The organism is Roseivirga sp. YIW32, assembly GCF_057219245.1.
Genome location: NZ_JBXVVG010000001.1, coordinates 1475900 through 1495368, shown reverse-complemented (window position 1 = coordinate 1495368; position 19469 = coordinate 1475900). Strand labels below are relative to the sequence as shown.

The window sequence follows — 19469 nt, the reverse complement described above, 5'->3', positions numbered from 1 at the left end:
TTGTATTTTGGCCGGATGAAGAAGGCCTTTTGGAATTACCTCTTTTGGTTAGTGATCGCGGCTGCGTTCATCGGTCCCGGTACTGTAACGACAGCAGCTACAGCAGGCGCTAGTTTTCAATACCAACTCATTTGGGCCTTGGGATTCTCAATACTGGCCTGTTTCATTCTTCAAGAAGCTGCTGCTCGAATCGCTATTGTTGTGGGGAAGCCATTGGGTCAGGCACTTCTTTCTGAGATCGACAACCGTTCGTTGGTCTGGTTCATTGCAGGAGCTGTCTTTTTAGGTTGTTTGGCCTATGAGGCCGGTAACATTTTAGGAGCTATTTCCGGTGTAGTTTTGATCATCACTGGTGTGCCGGCATGGGTTTTTGCACTATGCATTGGTCTTTTATCATTTCCGTTGCTCTTTTTAGGTAAAACCCAAACGGTAGGGAACATTCTCGGTTTGGTGGTGGGCGCAATGGGTCTTTCTTTTATCATTGCTGCGCTGTCAGGGCCTATTGATCTATCGGTAATGACAAAGGGCGCTTTGTTACCCCAGCTGCCTGATGGTTCAATGACCATTGCCTTGGGTATGTTAGGGACGACCATAGTTCCTTACAATATATTTTTAGGATCAAGCATGGCTGAAGGACAGTCTTTGCAGAACATGCGAAAAGGTCTTGGTCTTTCTATTTTCCTTGGTGGGATGATCTCCATTGCCATTCTTGTTGTAGGGACGAGAATCGCTGCGCCTTTTGACTTTGAAAAGCTCTATGTGTATCTGGTACAGGAAAGTTCAACAATAATGGGCTTTCTGTTTGCCTTCGGATTGTTTGCAGCGGGTTTTACCTCTACCATTACAGCCTCCATGGCAGGTGCATTGACCATTAAAAGTGTACACCCACAGGGCCATACCTGGGGCCATAAACACAGGAATTATCGAGGCATTTGGGGGATTATTTTAATCGTTGGGCTGGCGCTTGGTGCGACAGGAATTCAAGCAATTCCCGTCATTATTTTGGCACAAGCGGCGAATGGACTGATCTTGCCGATGCTCACAGCAGGCATTTGGAAGGTGGTTTTTTCGAAAAAGCTGATGGGCGTTCATGCCAATTCTGTGGGCCTAAATGTGTTAATGGGGCTTACCTTTTTGATCTCTTCTTTCCTTGGTCTATTGAACCTGCTCAAGGCACTTGATCGCGGCCTTTCTTTGGGACTTAGCTTAGATCAACCAGTTGTGATAGGCCTTGTCACATTAAGCTTTTTTTTGTTTGCTGGCGTGATCTACTATGTGAAAAAAGAGAGAGAATAAAAGAGTTTTCGGGTTTCAATCCATTTGAAATAAAGTAGGGCAATATCATTTGCCCATTACTTCTCTCGCTTTCTCTCTTGATGGGTTTACCGCAGGTAGATTTTCTTGCTTTTCGATTTGCATTCAACATTTCCTTTTCTACATTTGGCTCCATATTGAGAAATACAACTGTACATAACGCTTGGTGGTGGCACGTAACGGAAATCCGATAACGTGAACTAGCGCTTGTGCAATACAATATAACCCAAAGGCTCGCAGTTCATGCGAGCCTTTTTTGTTTTAAACCATTGAAGAATGAATCATAAAATAAGTCTTAAAACCAATTACAAGAAGCTACTGGCCGATACGGTGACTCCGGTGAGCATTTACTTGAAGTTGCGAGACAAGTATGAGAATACGATCTTATTGGAGAGTTCGGATTACCATGGGGATGAGAATAGTTTTTCTTACATCTGCTGTGAGCCCATTGCGAAGTTTCAGGTGAAAGACAAGGCTTATGAAATAGAACTCCCCGGATTTCAGGAGGATGGGCAGCTTGAAGGAAGAGGGGTTGTGGAGAAGCTAGGCCAATTTGCTACTGCTTTCGAATCGGAAACCCATGATTTTAAATTCATCAATAACGGCTTATTTGGCTACATAGGATTCGATGCCGTTCAGTATTTTGAGGATATTCCGGTGGCGCAATCCAAAGCCAATGAATATGAGATCCCCGATATCCTTTATCATGTATATCGGTATGTGATCGCCATTGATCATTTCAAAAATGAGCTCTACATTTTTGAGCATTATCCGGAGCATACTGTACAGAAAGGCATTGAGTCGATTCAAAATATTGTGAATAATTTGAACTACCCATCCTATGCCTTTCACGCGACCGGAGTTGAAACCTCCAATTATACTTATGATGAATTTCTAGAGATCATTGACAAAGGAATGGCGCATTGCTACAGAGGAGACGTTTTTCAGATCGTGCTTTCAAGAAGGTTTCAAACCCAATTCAAAGGAGACGAATTCAATGTGTATCGTGCCTTGCGAAGTGTTAACCCTTCACCTTATTTGTTTTATTTCGATTATGGGAGCTATAAGATCATGGGGTCTTCTCCAGAGGCTCAGCTCGTAATAAAAGATCGAAAAGCGACCATTCATCCCATTGCTGGGACCTTCAAACGAACAGGGAATGATACGGCAGATGCAGAATTGGCGAACGAATTGTATGCCGACCCGAAAGAAAATGCTGAGCATGTCATGTTAGTCGATTTGGCCCGAAATGATTTGAGCAGAGCAGGGTCTAATGTGGAGGTGGCAACCTACAAAGAGATCCAGTATTACTCTCACGTAATTCATTTAGTATCAAAAGTCACCGGTCAGTTAGACGATAACGTTGAACCTACAAAAATGGTGGCAGACACTTTTCCCGCAGGCACGCTGAGTGGCGCGCCAAAAGTTCGTGCAATGCAATTGATCAATGCTTATGAAAAGACCAGAAGAGGTTTCTATGGGGGCGCCATTGGTTTCATGGGGTTCAATGGTGATTTCAATCATGCCATCATGATCCGCTCCTTCTTGAGTAAGGACAATACCCTTTTCTATCAAGCGGGCGCGGGTGTTGTGGCAAAGTCCAATCGTGCATCGGAATTACAAGAGGTGAACAATAAGCTAGCCGCCTTGAGAAGTGCCATCCAATTAGCTCAGGAAATCAGATAATGAAAATACTAGTTCTCGATAATTACGATTCTTTTACCTACAACTTGGTGCATTACATCAAGGAGTTAGGATTTGGTGCTCAAATGGAGGTCTTCCGTAATGATCAAATTGGTTTGGACGAAGTGGCGGCCTACGATAAGATCCTGTTATCTCCTGGTCCTGGGATTCCAGAAGAGGCCGGAATACTGTTGGATTTGATAAAGACTTATGGCGCAACAAAGAGTATGCTAGGCGTGTGTTTGGGACACCAAGCCATTGCAGAAGCATATGGTGCGCAATTGTATAATATGCCAGAGGTTTTACATGGGGTTTCCAGTCAATTAAAGGTAAAGGAAAAGGGAGATCGCCTGTTCAAGGGGTTGCCAAGTGAGTACACCATCTGTCATTACCATAGCTGGAATGTCGACAAGAAGGAGATCGGTGATGATTTATTGGTCACCGCTGAAGATGAGTTCGGGGAAATCATGGCAATTAGCCACAAAACCTTTGATGTGAAAGGAGTGCAGTTTCATCCTGAATCCATCATGACAGAGCATGGGCATGATTTACTTCGTAATTGGTTATCAGTTATTGGTTAATCGTTAGCAGGAATTAGTGCAATAAATAAAAACACACAAATATGAAATCATTCAGAGAATTGGAGGTCTGGAAAAAATGTAGAGAGTTGAGAAAAGAGATTTCTACACTTACGAAGAGTTTTCCTAGTGAAGAAAGATATAGACTGGTAGATCAAATGATACGTGCTTCCAGATCGGTTACAGCAAATATTGCAGAGGGGTATGGACGTTTTCATTATCGGGAATACGCTCAGTTTTGTAGAACTTCGAGAGGATCACTTACAGAGCTGCAAGATCATTTGTCTGTGGCTACTGATGAATCATACATTACGATTGAAGAAGAGATTACCTTAAATGAGAGAATCGAAGAGTGTGTTAAGCTGCTTAATGGATTCATTAAGTATTTGTTAAATGCTAAAAACCAAAACTCCTGATAACTGATACACAGTTAACAGATAACTATAATGAAAGAAATACTAAACCAACTCATAGAATACAAAAGCCTGGATAAAGGAACGGCTAAAGAAATACTGACCAATCTGGCGCAAGGTAAATACAACCAAAGCCAAGTGGCAGCTTTCTTGACGGTATACTTGATGCGCAGCATCACCGTTGAAGAGCTCGAGGGTTTCCGTGACGCCATGTTAGATCTATGTGTCCCTGTTGATATTCCGGAATACGATGCCATTGATCTCTGTGGAACAGGAGGGGACGGAAAAAATACGTTCAATATTTCTACACTGTCCTCTTTTATTGTTGCTGCTGCAGGTCAAAACGTAGCCAAGCATGGCAATAATGGAGTTTCTTCCGTTTCAGGTTCTTCTAACTTGATGGCACATTTTGGCTATGAATTCACCAATGATATTGATCAGATCAAAAAAAGTTTAGATGCCTGCGGGCTTTGTTTCCTGCATGCACCACTTTTCCATCCTGCAATGAAGAATGTGGCGCCTATTCGAAGAGACCTTGGGGTGAAAACTTTCTTCAACATGTTGGGTCCTATGGTGAACCCTTCTTTCCCAAAAAAGCAATTGGTGGGGGTTTTCAGTTTAGAGTTGGCCAGGTTGTACGGTTACCTTTATCAAAAAACGGACAAGCATTTTGTCATCTTACATGCCTTAGATGGCTACGATGAGATTTCATTGACGGGTTCCTTCAAAAAGATCACCAATGGCAAGGAAACGATCGTTTCACCGGCCGAATTGGGGATGCAACTTGTTCAACCTGAGGCAATTTTTGGAGGCGATTCAGTAGAAGAATCGGCACAAATCTTTGAAAGAATACTCAAAGGAGAAGGAACCAAAGAGCAGAATTCAGTATTGATTGCCAATGCGGCAATGGCTATCGAATGTGGTAAAGGAGTAAGCACTGATGAAGCCGTAGGAATGGCGGAAGAAGCGTTGATGAGTGGAAAAGCGTTGAAGACATTTAAAACGATATTGGAATTATAATCAAGACGTCACTTCGAGGGACGAAGCAGTCTCATGCTCCGTTTAAGGAGATTGCCGCGCTTCGCTCGCAATGACGAAAAGGAAACATGGATATACTACAAAAAATAGTAGCGCATAAAGAAAAAGAAGTGGCTGAGCGCAAAGCCCTGTATCCGGTGAAACTACTCGAGCAAAGTATTTATTTCGAAGGAACCTCGGTCTCTTTGAAGAGATACCTCCAACGGGCAGATAAGTCGGGAATCATCGCTGAATTCAAAAGAAGGTCTCCTTCGAAGGGAGTAATCAACGCGCATGCCAAGGTGGAAAAAACAACCATCGGGTATATGCAGGCCGGGGCTAGCGCACTTTCTGTATTAACCGATCAAGAATTCTTTGGTGGTAAAAGTGAAGACCTCACCACGGCGCGTAAATACAATTTTTGCCCTGTTTTACGCAAAGATTTTGTGATCGATGAATATCAGATCATCGAAGCCAAATCCATTGGTGCGGATGCCATCTTATTGATCGCGGCATGTTTAGCGCCCAAAAAACTGAAAGAGCTCGCCGCTTTTGCCAAAGGGTTTGGACTAGAGGTGCTGATGGAAGTGCATAATAAGGAGGAATTAAGCAACAACCTCAATGAACACTTGGATGTAGTCGGAGTGAACAACAGAAACTTGAAGACCTTTGAGGTGAGTGTAGAAACCAGCAAGCAATTGGTAAATGAGATTCCAACTGAATTTGTAAAGATCTCGGAATCTGGTATTAGCGATCCAGCCACTATTGTAGACCTGAAGAAGCACGGTTTCCAAGGCTTTTTGATCGGCGAAACGTTCATGAGATCAGCAAGACCAGATTTGGCTGCGAAAGAGTTCATTGAGCAAGTAAATAGATTAAGTAACTAATTTTTCATGCTGAGCAAAGCCGAAGCATCTATCCGGTTCTTCGGTATCCCGATAGCTATCGGGACAGAATAAGAAAGAGAATGAGTCGGGTGAAATTAAAAGTTTGTGGGATGAGAGATTCCGATAACATAAAAGAGCTTTTAAAGCTTCAACCCGACTATATGGGCTTTATCTTCTATAAGAAGTCCAAACGCAATGCTGTCAATCTCGATGCTGCGCTTTTGAAAAGCTTTCCGGCTACTACCCAAAAAGTCGGCGTCTTTGTTAATGCAACGCTTCAAGAGGTCAAGCAGAGAGTAGCTGAATATGGTCTCGATCTGGTGCAGTTACACGGTGATGAATCGGTGGCCTATGTGCGTGAGTTGTTTACTGCGGGCATTGACATCATGAAGGTGTTTTCTATCGGTAAAAGATTTGATTTTGATGAATTGAACGGATATAAGGAGATTGTCAATTACTTTTTGTTCGATACCAAAGGTAAAGAGCGTGGAGGCAACGGTATGGCCTTTGATTGGGAGATCCTCAAAGGCTATGATCAATCGGTTCCCTTCTTTTTGAGTGGAGGCATTGATAATAAAAATGTAGAAGGGTTGGCCGGGTTAGGTGAGATGAATATTCATGCGATCGATGTCAATTCAAAGTATGAGATCGAACCTGGCTTAAAGGATATAGAACATCTTAAAGTTTTAAAAAGTAAGCTTTCCTACTCAAAAGGCGAAGTGGGGGGATGATACCCGATGAAATAAAAACGTCCCTGCGGGGGAAGAAGCGGTCTCAACTTATAAACGAGATTGCTGCGCTTTCCTTGCAATGACGAAAAGAGATAAAGAATTATGAACGTAAAAGTTGATGAAAGAGGATACTACGGGAATTTTGGGGGTGCATACATCCCTGAGATGTTGTATCCGAATATTGAGGAGTTGAAAGAAAACTACGAGCGCATTACTGCTGAACCTGAGTTTAAAGCACAATTCGATTCGCTCTTAAAGGATTTTGTTGGCCGTCCTACGCCCTTGTACTTCGCTGAGCGTCTTTCAGCAAAATATGGAGCAAAGATCTATTTGAAACGAGAGGATCTGTGCCATACCGGTGCGCATAAGGTCAACAATACGATCGGTCAGATATTGCTTGCTCAACGCTTGGGTAAACAAAAAATCATTGCGGAAACTGGAGCTGGTCAACATGGTGTGGCTACCGCAACAGTTTGTGCATTGATGGGTGTTGAATGCATCATTTACATGGGGGCAGTTGACATGGAACGACAGAAACCAAATGTCGAACGCATGCGCATACTGGGGGCTGAGGTTCGTCCGGCCACTTCCGGAAGTAAGACTTTAAAAGATGCCACAAACGAGGCCATGCGCCATTGGATTAACCATCCTACGGATACACACTACATCATTGGCTCAGTGGTTGGACCACATCCTTACCCTGAAATGGTTGCTCGTTTCCAATCGGTTATCAGTGCGGAGATCAAATCGCAATTGCTGGAGAAAGAAGGAAAGGCCAACCCTGATTACGTAATGGCCTGTGTAGGGGGGGGGAGCAATGCTGCCGGCGCTTTTTATCATTACTACGAAGAAAATGAGGTGCTATTGGTTGCGGTAGAAGCAGCTGGAAAAGGCAATCATACTGGCGAATCAGCGGCGACCACAGTACTCGGAAAGCCTGGAGTTTTGCACGGAAGCAAAACCTTATTGATGCAGACGGAAGATGGACAAGTGGTAGAGCCTTATTCCATTTCAGCGGGTCTTGATTATCCTGGAATTGGTCCAGTCCACGCCCATCTGTTTGAAACGGGTAGGGCAAAATTCTATTCAGTTACCGACGAAGAAGCGATGAAAGCGGGTATTGAACTTAGCCGATTGGAGGGCATCATTCCTGCCATCGAAACGGCTCATGCTTTTGCCGCGCTCAAACAAATGACATTCGAAAAAGACGAGGTCATGGTCATTAATTTATCTGGTCGTGGCGATAAGGATTTGGAGACATATATTAAATGGGGGAAATATTAAACGTATAACGATTTGCGTACAGCGTCATGCGTTTTTCGCACTACGCGGTACGCAGTACGCACTACCAAATGAACAGAATACAACAACTATTTTTAGATAAGCCCACCAAGGTACTCAACGTGTATTTCACGGCTGGTTATCCTCAGCTAGAAGACACTATGACCATCATCAAGGCCTTGGAACAGTCTGGAGCAGACCTGGTGGAGATCGGGATGCCATATTCAGATCCAATTGCAGATGGAGAGACCATCCAGCAAAGCAACGGCGTGGCCTTGGCGAATGGCATGAGCATCAAAGTGCTTTTTCAGCAGCTCAAAGACTTACGAAAAGAGGTGAGAATACCTGTCGTGCTAATGGGTTACATTAATCCGATCGAGCAGTTTGGTATCGAAGCTTTTTGTGAGAAGTGCGAAGAAGTGGGGGTCGACGGATTGATTCTTCCCGATTTACCAATGTTCGAATACCAAGAGAAGTTAAAGCCCATCTTCGAAAAACATGGGCTGGTCAATACCTTTTTAATTACACCCCAGACCTCAGAAGCTCGGATTCGCGAGATCGATGAGCACTCACGTGGCTTTATTTACATGGTGTCCTCTGCCAGCACGACGGGAGCTAAAACGGGGATTTCAGATGAGCAGGAAGCCTATTTTCAACGGATCAAAGCCATGAACTTGAAAAACCCAACCTTGATCGGTTTCGGTATTTCAAACAAAGAAACCTTTGAAAAAGCAGCTGCAAATAGCAATGGTGCCATTATTGGTTCTGCATTTATCAAAGCCATTTCAAAAGAAGGCGACTTGGAGCAGCATATAAAAGCATTTATTAACGAAATTATAAACTAGTAGAGAATTGAGCTCAAATCTCAATACTCAAGACGATAGCCATGATTATTCAATTCGAAAAAGAAATAGACGCTTCTCAAAAGGAAGCCATCATCAACCAGGTCAAGGACTTGAAGTACAAACCGACTGAGGTGAACACACAGAAAGGAGATTACTTGATCGGGATCGGAAAAAAGGACTTTGACATTCGAAACCTCGGCTCCATGGAAGGCATCAAAGATATTCACATTGTCTCTGACGATTATAAGCTGGTGTCTAGAAAATGGAAGGTAAACCCTACGTTGATCGACCTGGGAGATGGTGTGGTGATAAAAGAGGGCGGTTTCCAGATCATGGCAGGTCCTTGTTCCATTGAAGGAGAAGACCAGATCAGAAAGACCATTGCACATCTCAAAGCAAATGGCGTTCGTATCATGCGAGGGGGTGTATTTAAGCCAAGAAGTTCACCCTATGCATTCCGTGGTATGGGTATTGATGGTCTAAAAATCTGGTATGAATTAGCCAAAGAGGCGGGAATGAAGATCGTGACCGAGGTCATGCAAGTATCACAGATCAAGGAGATGGATCCTTATGTGGACATTTATCAGGTGGGTGCCAGGAACACCCAGAATTTCAATCTGCTAGACGAACTTGGGAAAAGTACGGACAAACCTGTGATGATCAAGCGTGGGATTTCGGGCACGATAGATGAGCTCTTATACTCCGCAGAGTATGTGTTTAGCGCTGGAAATGAGCGGTTATTGCTTTGTGAACGAGGAATAAGAACTTATGAAAAGGCAACAAGAAACACCATGGACCTTAATGCCATTGCTGTATTGAAGGAAAAGACGCACTTACCTGTCATTGCTGATCCGTCGCACGGAATTGGTATCCGTCACCATGTGGAGCCCATTGCCTTGGCCAGCATCATGGCTGGAGCCGATGGTGTGATCTACGAAACACATGAAAAACCGGAAGAAGCCTACTCTGATGGTCAACAGACACTTAATTTCCCTGAATCGGACAAATTGATCGATCGAATGAACAGGACTTTTGACTTAAGAAACAGCTTTTAGCATGATCATTAAGCCTTCGTCAAGACTTGGAGAAGTAAAGGAGTATTACTTCTCAAGTAAACTCGCTGAAATTGCGCAGATGAATGCTGAGGGGAAGGACGTATTGAACCTAGGAATTGGTAATCCTGTCGGTATGCCTGATAATACCGTGATCGAGGAACTGACTCGGCATGCAAAATTGCCCGATGTTCATGGCTATCAGAGTTATGCCGGGCTTCCTGAACTGAAAGAAGCCATCGCCTCATGGAACCAGTGGGCTTATGGGGTTGCCTTGGATGCTACTACTGAATTGCTACCACTGATTGGTTCAAAAGAAGGAATTACCCACATCAGTCTGGCATTTTTGGACGAAGGAGATCAGGTCTTAGTACCAGAATTGGCCTATCCGGCCTATGCTGCTGTGGCCAGTATGTGTAAAGCAGAAGTGATCCGATTTCCTCTTCTTGAAGAAAATAATTGGGCACCTGACTGGGAGTTTCTTGATCGCTTAGATACGGCAAAGGTCAAACTCCTCTGGATCAATTATCCTCATATGCCAACGGGTACACCCGCGTCGAAACAGGAGCTTGAACACTTTGTCGCTTATGCAAGGGAACGAAAGATCCTGCTCTGCCACGACAATCCCTACAGCATGATCTTTCGAGCAAAAGAACCATTGAGTGTGTTGAGCATAGCAGGAGCGAAAGAGGTGGCAATAGAACTCAATTCCTTGAGTAAATCCTTCAATATGGCAGGTTGGCGCATGGGGTGGGTTGCCGGCGCGTCGGAATACCTGCGTACTATTTTGAAAGTCAAAAGCAACGTGGATTCAGGCATGTTTAAACCCATGATGTTGGCGGCTGCTAAGGCCCTTGCCTTGCGTGATGAATGGTTCGATGCGCTCGACCTGGAATATGCAAAAAGACGTAGCGTGGTGTGTCAAATGCTTGACTTACTAAATTGTAGCTACTCCAAAACACAGCAAGGCCTTTTTATTTGGGCTAAAATTGCTGAAAATGAACAGAGCTCTGAAGCTTTGGTCGATCGCTTATTGCAAGAGCATTGCGTGTTCATAACACCAGGGACTATCTTTGGAGAACAGGGCAGACGCTACGTGCGTATTTCGCTCTGTAACGAAGAGGAGGTATTTCAAAAAGCACTAGAAAGGATATCATGAAGGTTGCATTGGTTGGAGTCGGATTAATCGGAGGGTCGTTTGTATTAGGCTTAAGGAGGACCATGCCCGAATTGTATGTGATCGGAGTAGACCGCAATACAGACAACATCAACAAAGCGAAGGAATTAGGGATTATAGATACTTCTGATACGCTGGAAAAAGCGGTTGAAAGTGCTGATTGTACGATTCTTGCCATTCCGGTAGACGCTATCGTACAGGTATTACCAAAGGTGCTGAATCTAGCAACTGCCGATCACACAGTGATCGACTTTGGTTCCACCAAAGCAGCCATTTGTGAAAAGGTTAAAGAGCACCCTATGCGTCCTTGTTTTGTTGCAGCGCATCCCATTGCCGGAACGGAATACTCAGGACCAACGGCTGCATTTGCCGAGCTTTTTGATGGAAAGGTCATGATCACCTGTGATGAAGGGCTCTCGGGTGAGAAGCAATTGACTACCTATCACAGGTTTTGCGAAGCGCTTCGGATGCACATGCGAACAATGGATTCGAAAGCACATGACCTGCACTTGGCTTTTGTTTCACATTTAAGTCACATCAGCTCCTTTGCATTGAGTAAATCAGTCCTGAAAAAGGAGCAGTCTGAGCAACGCATCTTTGATATGGCAGGTTCGGGATTTGCATCTACGGTGAGACTGGCGAAAAGCTCACCCGAAATGTGGGCGCCGATCTTTGCGCACAACAAGGAAAATCTGCTCGACGGGCTAACGACCTACATTGAGGAATTAGAGTATTTCAAAACACTGGTGGAGACATCTGATGAAGCAGCGATGTTGGATTTCATGAAAGAGGCCAATAAGATCCAAGACATTGTGGATCGAATCGCTTAATCGATCTGTTCTCTTTTTAGCCGAAGGGTAATGTCTTGCGGAGCGACCTGATCACCTCCAAAGTAAGGCCACAGCCAATAATTCTCTCCCGCTTCACAGTCGCTGGTTCGTGTCAGCTCGACGGACGTAAGTCCGGTTCCCGAAAACTGATAACGAGTACCCATAGCCTTGATCTGAAGATCAATTTCGCTGTTTAATGGGATAGCACCCATAAGCTCAAACTGCAAGTCTCCTTCAAGGTAGGCATAAGCGAATAGCTGCAACTCCTCATTGAACCATCGCCATCCTATCCGAGCGCTTTCACTCTGATGATGCTGGCTACAATCTGAAAAGCCCAGAAGCTTGTTGATGTCTGCCTGATCATTGGTTTCTTCCAAGGTATAGATAGCCGACTCATCAAAGACAACGGTGGCGTTGATGCCAGTGCCGGTGAACGGTTCGTTGCGAAGGATAGAGCTATGCTGTCCAGCATCGATCGTGAAAACTTCGTAGCCGTCGTCGTCCAGCACAGGCGTTTAATTGCAAGCACAAAAGAATAGAGCAAGTCCAATGAAGTAAATGATCTTCTGTTTCATGTTTTGGTCAATTAGTCAAAATTACGCTCATTTTCGCTGAGTTGAAAGTGTGAATATGGACAACCTGGCAATGGCCGATAGAATTTTCAAAGAAACGCTTGTCTTAAAAGAATCACACACTACCTTTGAGGCAATGAAACATTTCAACGCATCTTATCATTACTATCATATTCCGAAAAGGAAGCGATAGTTTTATGCCTTGAATTGACGAAAAAAATCAATGAAATAAAGCCCGGTTCCACCAAAGAACTGGGTTTTTTTATGCTTAACAGAACAATTGATCATGAAGCAGATCTATGAGAATTACACAGCGGAGGACCAGAAAGTCTGGAAAATATTATTCGACCGGCAATTTCCTGCGCTTCCAAATGCGGCCACACAAGAATTTCTGACAGGTTTGGATAAGGTCAATTTTACTGGAGAGGCCATTCCTAATTTTGAAAAGACCAACGAGATCTTACGAGAGCTCACGGGTTGGGAGATCTATGCAGTTCCCGGAATTGTGGAAGATGGCTTGTTCTTTGACCTGATGGCAAATCGTAAATTTCCTGCCACTACTTGGGTGCGAAAAATGAGCGAGCTCGATTACCTTGAAGAGCCGGACATGTTTCATGATGTCTTTGCGCACATCCCTTTATTGACCAATCAGGCCTTTGTTGATTTCTTGCAAGCCATCAGCAAATTTGGTCACGAGTGGATCGATGATGAATGGGCCATTCATTTACTATCACGTATTTATTGGTTCACCATTGAGTTTGGACTAATCCGTGAATCAGCCGGCTTACGCATTTATGGCGCAGGTATTTTGTCTTCTTCAGGAGAGACAAAATTCTCTCTGTCGGATGAACCCAATCATTTCGATTATGATGTAGACAAGATCTTGGATACACCGTACCGCAAAGACAAAATGCAGGAGAATTACTTCATTATCGACTCGTATGAGCAGTTGTATGAGTCCATACCTGAGATCAAAGCAAAGATAGAACAACGTCTAAAGGAAAGAGAAGCAACGGTTTAAGTTGTCTGTCCCCAAACAGCAGCCATGAATGTAGTCATCATTAATTACAACGCCGGTAATGTGCAGTCCGTCAAAAATGCATTGATCCGCCTGGGCATTGATCCGACGCTGTCAGACGATCCTGAGCAGATCGTAAAAGCTGATAAAGTGATTTTCCCTGGCGTTGGAGAAGCGAGTACGGCCATGGAGTTTCTTAAAGAACGTCAGCTTGATGTTGTGATCAAGTCATTAAAGCAACCCGTTTTTGGGGTATGTCTGGGCTTGCAATTGATGTGTACCCATAGTGAGGAGAACGATACAGATTGTCTGGGAATCTTTGATGTTGCAGTGAAGCGATTTGAGCCCAAGCTGAAAGTCCCGCAAATGGGGTGGAACACGCTTGAAGAGATGAATTCGTCCTTGTTCAAAGAACTCCCGCAAGAACCCTATGTGTATTACGTGCACAGTTATTATGCGGAGTTGAGTGATTACACCATCGCCAAGACAAATTACATCAACCCATTCTCAGCGGCTCTGCAAAAGGACAATTTCTATGCACTTCAGGCACACCCTGAGAAAAGTGGGAAAGTGGGGGAGAAGATTTTGGAGAACTTCTTAGCTATAAAGCAATGATGAATGTTGAAGGATGAATGTTAAATTCGTTCTAAAACATACGCAATGAAATTTTCAACTAACCCAATTGAGCAAAAAAGCTTTGTATTCGCCCTTAGTGTAATCGAAACATATAAACAAATGACAAAGCAGCATGAGTACGTTTTATCAAAGCAATTATTGAGAGCTGGTACTTCGATCGGAGCGAATATTCAAGAAGCTCAAGCTGCTTACTCTAGAAAAGAGTTTGCTGCTAAGATGTCAATAGCGTCCAAGGAAGCTCGTGAAACTAGATATTGGCTTCTATTATGTAAATATGGAAAGCTATCGAATCTTTCGGTGGATCACTTGATCACTGCAAATGAAGAACTAATTAGAATGCTAACTGCAATTGTTAAATCAGCACAATCCAATTAAACATTAAACCTTAAGCACTCAACATTCCACCGCATGAAGATAATCCCAGCAATAGACATCATCAATGGTAAGGCGGTTCGCTTGACGAAGGGCGACTACAACCAAAAGAAAGAGTATGCCGATAATCCCGTGGAGGTTGCGAAGCTTTTTGAAGCTGCGGGTATCGAACACTTGCATTTGGTTGACTTGGACGGTGCAAAAGCACAGCAACCGAAAAATTTAGACGTGTTACGTTCCATTACCAAAGAAACATCGCTTAAGGTAGATTTCGGTGGCGGGGTCAAATCCAATGACTCCCTTGAGGCAGTTCTTGCGGCAGGAGCCAGTCAAATCACCGCAGGAAGTATTGCTGTTAAAGACGAAGCCTTGGTTAAATCATGGATGACGAAATACGGCGCCGAAAAGGTGATCTTAGGAGCTGATGTATTGAATGAACAGATTGCGATCAATGGCTGGCAAGAGGACTCTGGCCTTGACCTTTCCCCTTTTATCGACAAGTACATGCAATTGGGGATTCAATATTGTATCTGCACAGATGTGAGCAAAGATGGTATGTTACAAGGCCCAGCATTTGACCTGTATGAAAAGCTAATAAAGACTTTTCCTGACCTAAAGCTAATCGCAAGTGGAGGAGTAGCCACCTTGGACGATTTGATTAAACTGCGCGATTTGGGCCTTTATGGAACAATTGTGGGCAAGGCCTATTACGAAGGAAACATTACATTGGAAGAACTAGCGGATTTTTAAATGCTAACGAAAAGAATCATTCCCTGCTTAGATATCAAAGATGGCCGGACCGTAAAGGGCGTCAACTTTGTCGGATTACGCGATGCTGGAGATCCGGTAGAGCTAGCAGCACGCTATGCGGAAGAAGGAGCAGATGAGCTGGTCTTTCTCGATATTACAGCGACTGTAGAGAAGCGTAAAACACTCGTGGAGCTGGTGAAACACGTAGCAGAAGCCATTAATATTCCTTTTACCGTGGGTGGAGGCATTTCTACCAAAGCCGATGTGTCTGCACTCTTGAATGCCGGTGCTGATAAGATCTCGATCAATTCCTCAGCTGTAAAACGACCTGACCTCATCAATGAACTGGCCTTGGAATTCGGTAGTCAATGTGTGGTGGTGGCCATAGATACGCGCTTCGTCAATGAAGAACACATTGTCCATGTACGTGGTGGACGGACCCCAACGGAATTACGAACCATTCCATGGGCAAAAGAAGTGGAGCAAAGGGGAGCGGGTGAACTCTTGCTTACGTCAATGGATCATGACGGTACAAAAGGTGGATTTGCCAATGAACTCACCGCCCAGATCTCTGGAATGATGTCCATCCCAGTCATTGCCTCAGGTGGGGCAGGGAATATGATCCATTTCTTGGATACCTTTACAACAGGAAAGGCAGACGCGGCATTAGCAGCAAGCATCTTTCACTTTAAAGAGATCGCAGTACCCGATCTCAAACAGTACTTAAAAGAACAAAACCTTCCGATCAGGATATAGCATGAGGGAATTAGATCAGATTCAACAAATAGACTTCTCAAAAGGCGACGGGCTTGTGCCGGCCATTATTCAAGATGCCCAAACCGATAAGGTGCTGATGTTGGGTTACATGAACGAAGCTGCCGTTGAGCAGACGAAGAAAACCCAGCAAGTCACCTTCTTTTCAAGGTCGAAAAACCGTTTATGGACCAAAGGCGAGACTTCCGGAAATTACCTGAACCTAGTGTCGATCGCAGTAGACTGTGACCAAGACGCGCTCTTGGTAAAAGTCAATCCTGTGGGTCCTGCATGCCATACCGGAAGTGACACCTGTTGGGAAGAAGATAATCGCAACGACCTGCAGTTTCTGAGCTACTTAACAGACGTGATCAAGGAACGAAGAAAGGCTGACCCGTCGACTTCATACACTGCTCAGCTTTTTGCTAGAGGAATCAACAAGCTGGCACAGAAGGTAGGGGAAGAAGCTGTAGAAGTCGTGATTGAGGCCAAGGATAATAACGATGAACTGTTCAAAAATGAGTCTGCAGACCTCCTTTTTCACTACATGATGCTGCTAGAGGCTAAAGGATTTGGTCTAACCGACATCATTCATATACTTAAATCAAGACATAAGTAATCATATAGCAAGATACTGAATTATAAACTATTATATATGTTAATTTAGATTAATCTAAAAAATAGATTAGAAATCTAAAAAGAAATATTAAGTAATAGCTAGTTATCTATTTACCTTTACTCTAAATAAATTAGCGTTGAAAAGGTATTTGTCCGTGTTATTCTTCCTATTCGTTTGTGCAAGCCTCTCAGCACAGTATACCATTTCGGGTAAGGTCGAGGATAGTGAAGGACCTTTAGCCAGTGCAGTAGTATTGTTAACGCCCGGAAATCGTGCCACCGTTACTGGCTTAGATGGACGCTTTAGTTTCGACAACTTATCGGCAGGAGACTACCTTTTAAAAGTGCAATTTGTTGGATATCGAGGAGAAGAGCATTCACTCGAATTGAATGCCTCTATTCAGGGGTTAAAATTTGTTATGACGCCCGATCCTTTGGGATTAGAAGATGTAGTGGTCAGTGCCAATCGTTATGCAACCGACCGTAGTCAGGCGCCGGTTCAAGTTGGGGTGATCGGAAGAAAAATGTTACGGGCAACCCAAGCACAGAACTTAGCGGAAGGGCTCAATTTTCAGTCGGGTGTCCGGGTAGAGAATAATTGTCAAAACTGTGGATTTACACAAGTCAGGTTAAATGGGCTCGAAGGTCCATATACCCAAGTCTTAGTCAATAGCCGTGCCCTATTCAGCTCCTTGATCGGTGTGTATGGTCTCGAGTTGATACCAGCGCATATGATCGAGCGCATCGAAGTGGTCAAGAGTGGGGGGTCAGCCTTGTACGGATCGAATGCCATAGCAGGGACAGTAAATGTCATTACGAGAGAGCCCGTATTGAATCGTTGGGAGGCGAATACCAATTATGCCTTGATCGGCGGTAAAGCGAACGATTTCAATCATGCGATCAGTGGAACCTACGTATCCAATGAATTGGATTTCGGTCTTAGTGTTTTCGCCAATCATCGAGATAGAGAAGCACTTGATGCAAATGGCGATGGTTTTACAGAAATGGTTGAGTTAACTGCGAATACGCTCGGACTCAATGCATTTTATAAACTCAATGCACGTACCAAACTGACGGCGAACCTGAATTACATCGACGAGTTCAGAAGAGGAGGAAATGCACTCGAACTAAGGCCTGAATTCACAGACATCACAGAACAACTGGCCCACGAGATCTTCATGGGAGGCATTGAACTCGCACATACCTTTAATCAAGACAAAGATAAACTGGCGGTCTACGGTTCGTATCAGCAAACGACCAGGGATAGCTATTATGGTGGTTTGGGTGGAGCAAGAACACCGGAAGACAGCCTGCTGGCTGCCAACGCTTATGGATTGACACTGGACAATTCCTTCGTAGCTGGGGTGCAATGGAATCATTTTGCAAATAGTCGGCATGCCTTTACTTCAGGCCTGGAATACCAATCGAACGAAACGAAGGATGCCATACCGGGCTATGACCGTTTGGTGAGGCAGCGGGCGAATAACCTTGGATTTTATGCCCAATGGGAATGGCAAGCGGCAGATAGATTGAAGCTTCTCTCTGGTGCTCGACTTGACCATTCCATGGTGGAAGGGACCTATCGTTTAGCACAGTTTGATCGATCCATCAGCAACGACATGGCCGTTTTCAGTCCTCGCTTTACGCTGATGTACAACCTGACTAAGGAATTTCAATTTAGGGGTGGATATGCTCGTGGTTTTCGTGCACCACAAGCGTTTAATGAAGATTTTCATATTTCCTCTGCCGGAGGCGAACCTGTCTTTATTTTGCTATCAGACGGGTTAGAAAAAGAAACGTCCGATGCATTGACTGGATCCTTGTCCTATATACGCGAAGAAGGACAAGAACAACTTAACGCCAGTATTCAAGGGTTTTATACGCGACTCAATAATCCTTTTGTACTCGTCAATACAGGCGATCAATTGCCCAATGGTTCCATAGTTGAAGAGGTGAGAAACGGTAATGGTGCTTTTGTCTCTGGGATGAATCTCGAGATCAATTATGCACCTTCTCCTTTGCTGATGGTGCAATCTGGCTTAACCCTTCAAACCGCTCAATTCAATGACGAGCAAGTGATCTATGAACCGGAAAATGGGCAAGAAGGAGAAACGGTCAGCAGTAAATATTTCCTTAGAACGCCGGAGACTTATGGTTTTGTCAACTTCACTTTGTCGACTCCGAACGACTGGGAGTTTTCAGTCTCGAATGTGATCACCGGACCGATGCGTGTTCCAGAAATTATGCAAGCCTCAGGTGCGGTGGCATTAAGGGATTCTGACTGGTTTTTGGATGCTACAGCAAAAGTTTCACATCACTTTCATTTGGGTCAAAATTTACATATTGAGTTGAACGCAGGGATTCAAAACATCTTCAATAGTTTTCAATCCGATTTCCAGACCGGACCAACCCGAGATGCCGGTTACGTGTATGGACCATCACGACCCAGAACTTTCTTCTTCGGAATAAAGCTAAGCAACAATGATTAGGAAGGGGCTCATCTTGTGCCTCATGCTATGCCAGGGCCTATTGCAGGCTCAGGTCAATTGGTTAGGTTTTCATCAATTGGACTCTGTTTTAGCCGTTGAATCAAGACCGGTCTTTATCGACTTTTATACCGACTGGTGTACCTACTGCAAAAAAATGGATCAAGAAGTGTTTACAGATGCTGAGGTGATCACTGAATTGAATAAAGAATTCTATGCTGTGCGTTTTAATGCTGAAACAGAAGAGGATACTTTATTCGATGGCCTGACCTGGCAAAAGTCGTCCAACCAAACGATACATTCCTTGGCTCAACTGTTCAACGAAAAAGGAACCGTCTTTTCCCCACCTTTACTGGTGGTTTTAGATGAGAAATTTACCATTAAAGAGCGCATCAATGCCTATCAATCTGGCAAAAAGCTACTAAAGATGCTGAGAAAATATAGTGGAAGTTAACA

Annotated in this window: 21 protein-coding genes; 20 read left to right on the top strand and 1 reads right to left on the bottom strand. The window is 44.1% G+C overall.

Annotated features, from left to right (window positions below; translation table 11 throughout):
- The first annotated feature begins 15 nt into the window (after window positions 1–15).
- From AC2D6U_RS07205 to AC2D6U_RS07150, 12 genes are all read left to right on the top strand, one after another.
- Window positions 16–1296: an NRAMP family divalent metal transporter gene (locus AC2D6U_RS07205; protein WP_484720280.1), complete on the top strand. Its 1281-nt coding sequence runs from the start codon at window positions 16–18 to the stop codon at window positions 1294–1296.
- A 294-nt stretch (window positions 1297–1590) separates the two neighbouring features.
- Window positions 1591–3000: an anthranilate synthase component I family protein gene (locus AC2D6U_RS07200; RefSeq protein ID WP_484720279.1), complete on the top strand. Its 1410-nt coding sequence runs from the start codon at window positions 1591–1593 to the stop codon at window positions 2998–3000.
- The gene (locus tag AC2D6U_RS07195) at window positions 3000–3578 is read left to right on the top strand and encodes an anthranilate synthase component II (protein ID WP_484720278.1); all 579 of its coding nucleotides are present in this window, start codon (window positions 3000–3002) and stop codon (window positions 3576–3578) included. The genes AC2D6U_RS07200 and AC2D6U_RS07195 overlap by 1 nt, the downstream gene beginning before the upstream one ends.
- A gap of 41 nt (window positions 3579–3619) precedes the next feature.
- Window positions 3620–3991 (top strand): four helix bundle protein, encoded by a 372-nt coding sequence (locus AC2D6U_RS07190; protein ID WP_484720277.1) that lies wholly within the window; start codon window positions 3620–3622, stop codon window positions 3989–3991.
- 30 nt (window positions 3992–4021) lie between these two features.
- On the top strand, window positions 4022–5008 hold the full coding sequence (gene trpD / locus AC2D6U_RS07185) for an anthranilate phosphoribosyltransferase (RefSeq protein ID WP_484720276.1): 987 nt from the start codon (window positions 4022–4024) through the stop codon (window positions 5006–5008).
- 86 nt (window positions 5009–5094) lie between these two features.
- A complete protein-coding gene (gene trpC / locus AC2D6U_RS07180; RefSeq protein ID WP_484720275.1) occupies window positions 5095–5892 on the top strand; it encodes an indole-3-glycerol phosphate synthase TrpC in 798 nt (265 codons plus the stop codon).
- A 110-nt stretch (window positions 5893–6002) separates the two neighbouring features.
- On the top strand, window positions 6003–6623 hold the full coding sequence (locus AC2D6U_RS07175) for a phosphoribosylanthranilate isomerase (RefSeq protein WP_484720274.1): 621 nt from the start codon (window positions 6003–6005) through the stop codon (window positions 6621–6623).
- Between the two features lie 102 nt (window positions 6624–6725).
- Window positions 6726–7907, top strand: a complete 1182-nt coding sequence (gene trpB / locus AC2D6U_RS07170; RefSeq protein ID WP_484720273.1) for a tryptophan synthase subunit beta — start codon at window positions 6726–6728, stop codon at window positions 7905–7907.
- A gap of 68 nt (window positions 7908–7975) precedes the next feature.
- Entirely contained in the window at window positions 7976–8749 is a 774-nt protein-coding gene (gene trpA / locus AC2D6U_RS07165) for a tryptophan synthase subunit alpha (RefSeq protein WP_484720586.1), read from the top strand.
- A 41-nt stretch (window positions 8750–8790) separates the two neighbouring features.
- Window positions 8791–9804 carry a 3-deoxy-7-phosphoheptulonate synthase gene (gene aroF, locus AC2D6U_RS07160; RefSeq protein ID WP_484720272.1) on the top strand — a complete coding sequence of 338 codons (1014 nt, stop codon included), beginning with the start codon at window positions 8791–8793 and terminating at the stop codon, window positions 9802–9804.
- 1 nt (window position 9805) lies between these two features.
- Window positions 9806–10960, top strand: coding sequence for a pyridoxal phosphate-dependent aminotransferase (locus AC2D6U_RS07155; RefSeq protein WP_484720271.1), 1155 nt, complete (start codon window positions 9806–9808; stop codon window positions 10958–10960).
- A complete protein-coding gene (locus AC2D6U_RS07150) occupies window positions 10957–11808 on the top strand; it encodes a prephenate dehydrogenase (protein ID WP_484720270.1) in 852 nt (283 codons plus the stop codon). The genes AC2D6U_RS07155 and AC2D6U_RS07150 overlap by 4 nt, the downstream gene beginning before the upstream one ends.
- Here the strand turns inward: AC2D6U_RS07150 and AC2D6U_RS07145 are convergent.
- Window positions 11805–12317, bottom strand: coding sequence for a hypothetical protein (locus AC2D6U_RS07145; RefSeq protein WP_484720269.1), 513 nt, complete (start codon window positions 12315–12317; stop codon window positions 11805–11807). The two genes, AC2D6U_RS07150 and AC2D6U_RS07145, sit on opposite strands and share 4 nt — an antisense overlap.
- A 349-nt stretch (window positions 12318–12666) precedes the next feature.
- Here AC2D6U_RS07145 and AC2D6U_RS07140 point away from each other — a divergent pair, with 349 nt between their 5' ends.
- The 8 genes from AC2D6U_RS07140 to AC2D6U_RS07105 all read left to right on the top strand — a co-directional run bounded on the left by AC2D6U_RS07140 (window position 12667) and on the right by AC2D6U_RS07105 (window position 19467).
- Window positions 12667–13401: a phenylalanine 4-monooxygenase gene (locus AC2D6U_RS07140; RefSeq protein ID WP_484720268.1), complete on the top strand. Its 735-nt coding sequence runs from the start codon at window positions 12667–12669 to the stop codon at window positions 13399–13401.
- 24 nt (window positions 13402–13425) lie between these two features.
- The gene (gene hisH / locus AC2D6U_RS07135) at window positions 13426–14013 is read left to right on the top strand and encodes an imidazole glycerol phosphate synthase subunit HisH (protein ID WP_484720267.1); all 588 of its coding nucleotides are present in this window, start codon (window positions 13426–13428) and stop codon (window positions 14011–14013) included.
- A gap of 45 nt (window positions 14014–14058) precedes the next feature.
- Entirely contained in the window at window positions 14059–14409 is a 351-nt protein-coding gene (locus AC2D6U_RS07130; RefSeq protein ID WP_484720266.1) for a four helix bundle protein, read from the top strand.
- 33 nt (window positions 14410–14442) lie between these two features.
- Window positions 14443–15156 carry a 1-(5-phosphoribosyl)-5-[(5-phosphoribosylamino)methylideneamino]imidazole-4-carboxamide isomerase gene (gene hisA, locus AC2D6U_RS07125; RefSeq protein WP_484720265.1) on the top strand — a complete coding sequence of 238 codons (714 nt, stop codon included), beginning with the start codon at window positions 14443–14445 and terminating at the stop codon, window positions 15154–15156.
- The gene (gene hisF / locus AC2D6U_RS07120; protein WP_484720264.1) at window positions 15157–15912 is read left to right on the top strand and encodes an imidazole glycerol phosphate synthase subunit HisF; all 756 of its coding nucleotides are present in this window, start codon (window positions 15157–15159) and stop codon (window positions 15910–15912) included.
- Window position 15913: 1 nt separating this feature from the next.
- Window positions 15914–16528, top strand: a complete 615-nt coding sequence (gene hisIE / locus AC2D6U_RS07115; RefSeq protein ID WP_484720263.1) for a bifunctional phosphoribosyl-AMP cyclohydrolase/phosphoribosyl-ATP diphosphatase HisIE — start codon at window positions 15914–15916, stop codon at window positions 16526–16528.
- Between the two features lie 136 nt (window positions 16529–16664).
- On the top strand, window positions 16665–19016 hold the full coding sequence (locus AC2D6U_RS07110) for a TonB-dependent receptor (RefSeq protein ID WP_484720262.1): 2352 nt from the start codon (window positions 16665–16667) through the stop codon (window positions 19014–19016).
- Window positions 19017–19038: 22 nt separating this feature from the next.
- Entirely contained in the window at window positions 19039–19467 is a 429-nt protein-coding gene (locus tag AC2D6U_RS07105) for a thioredoxin family protein (RefSeq protein WP_484720261.1), read from the top strand.
- Window positions 19468–19469: the final 2 nt, after the last annotated feature.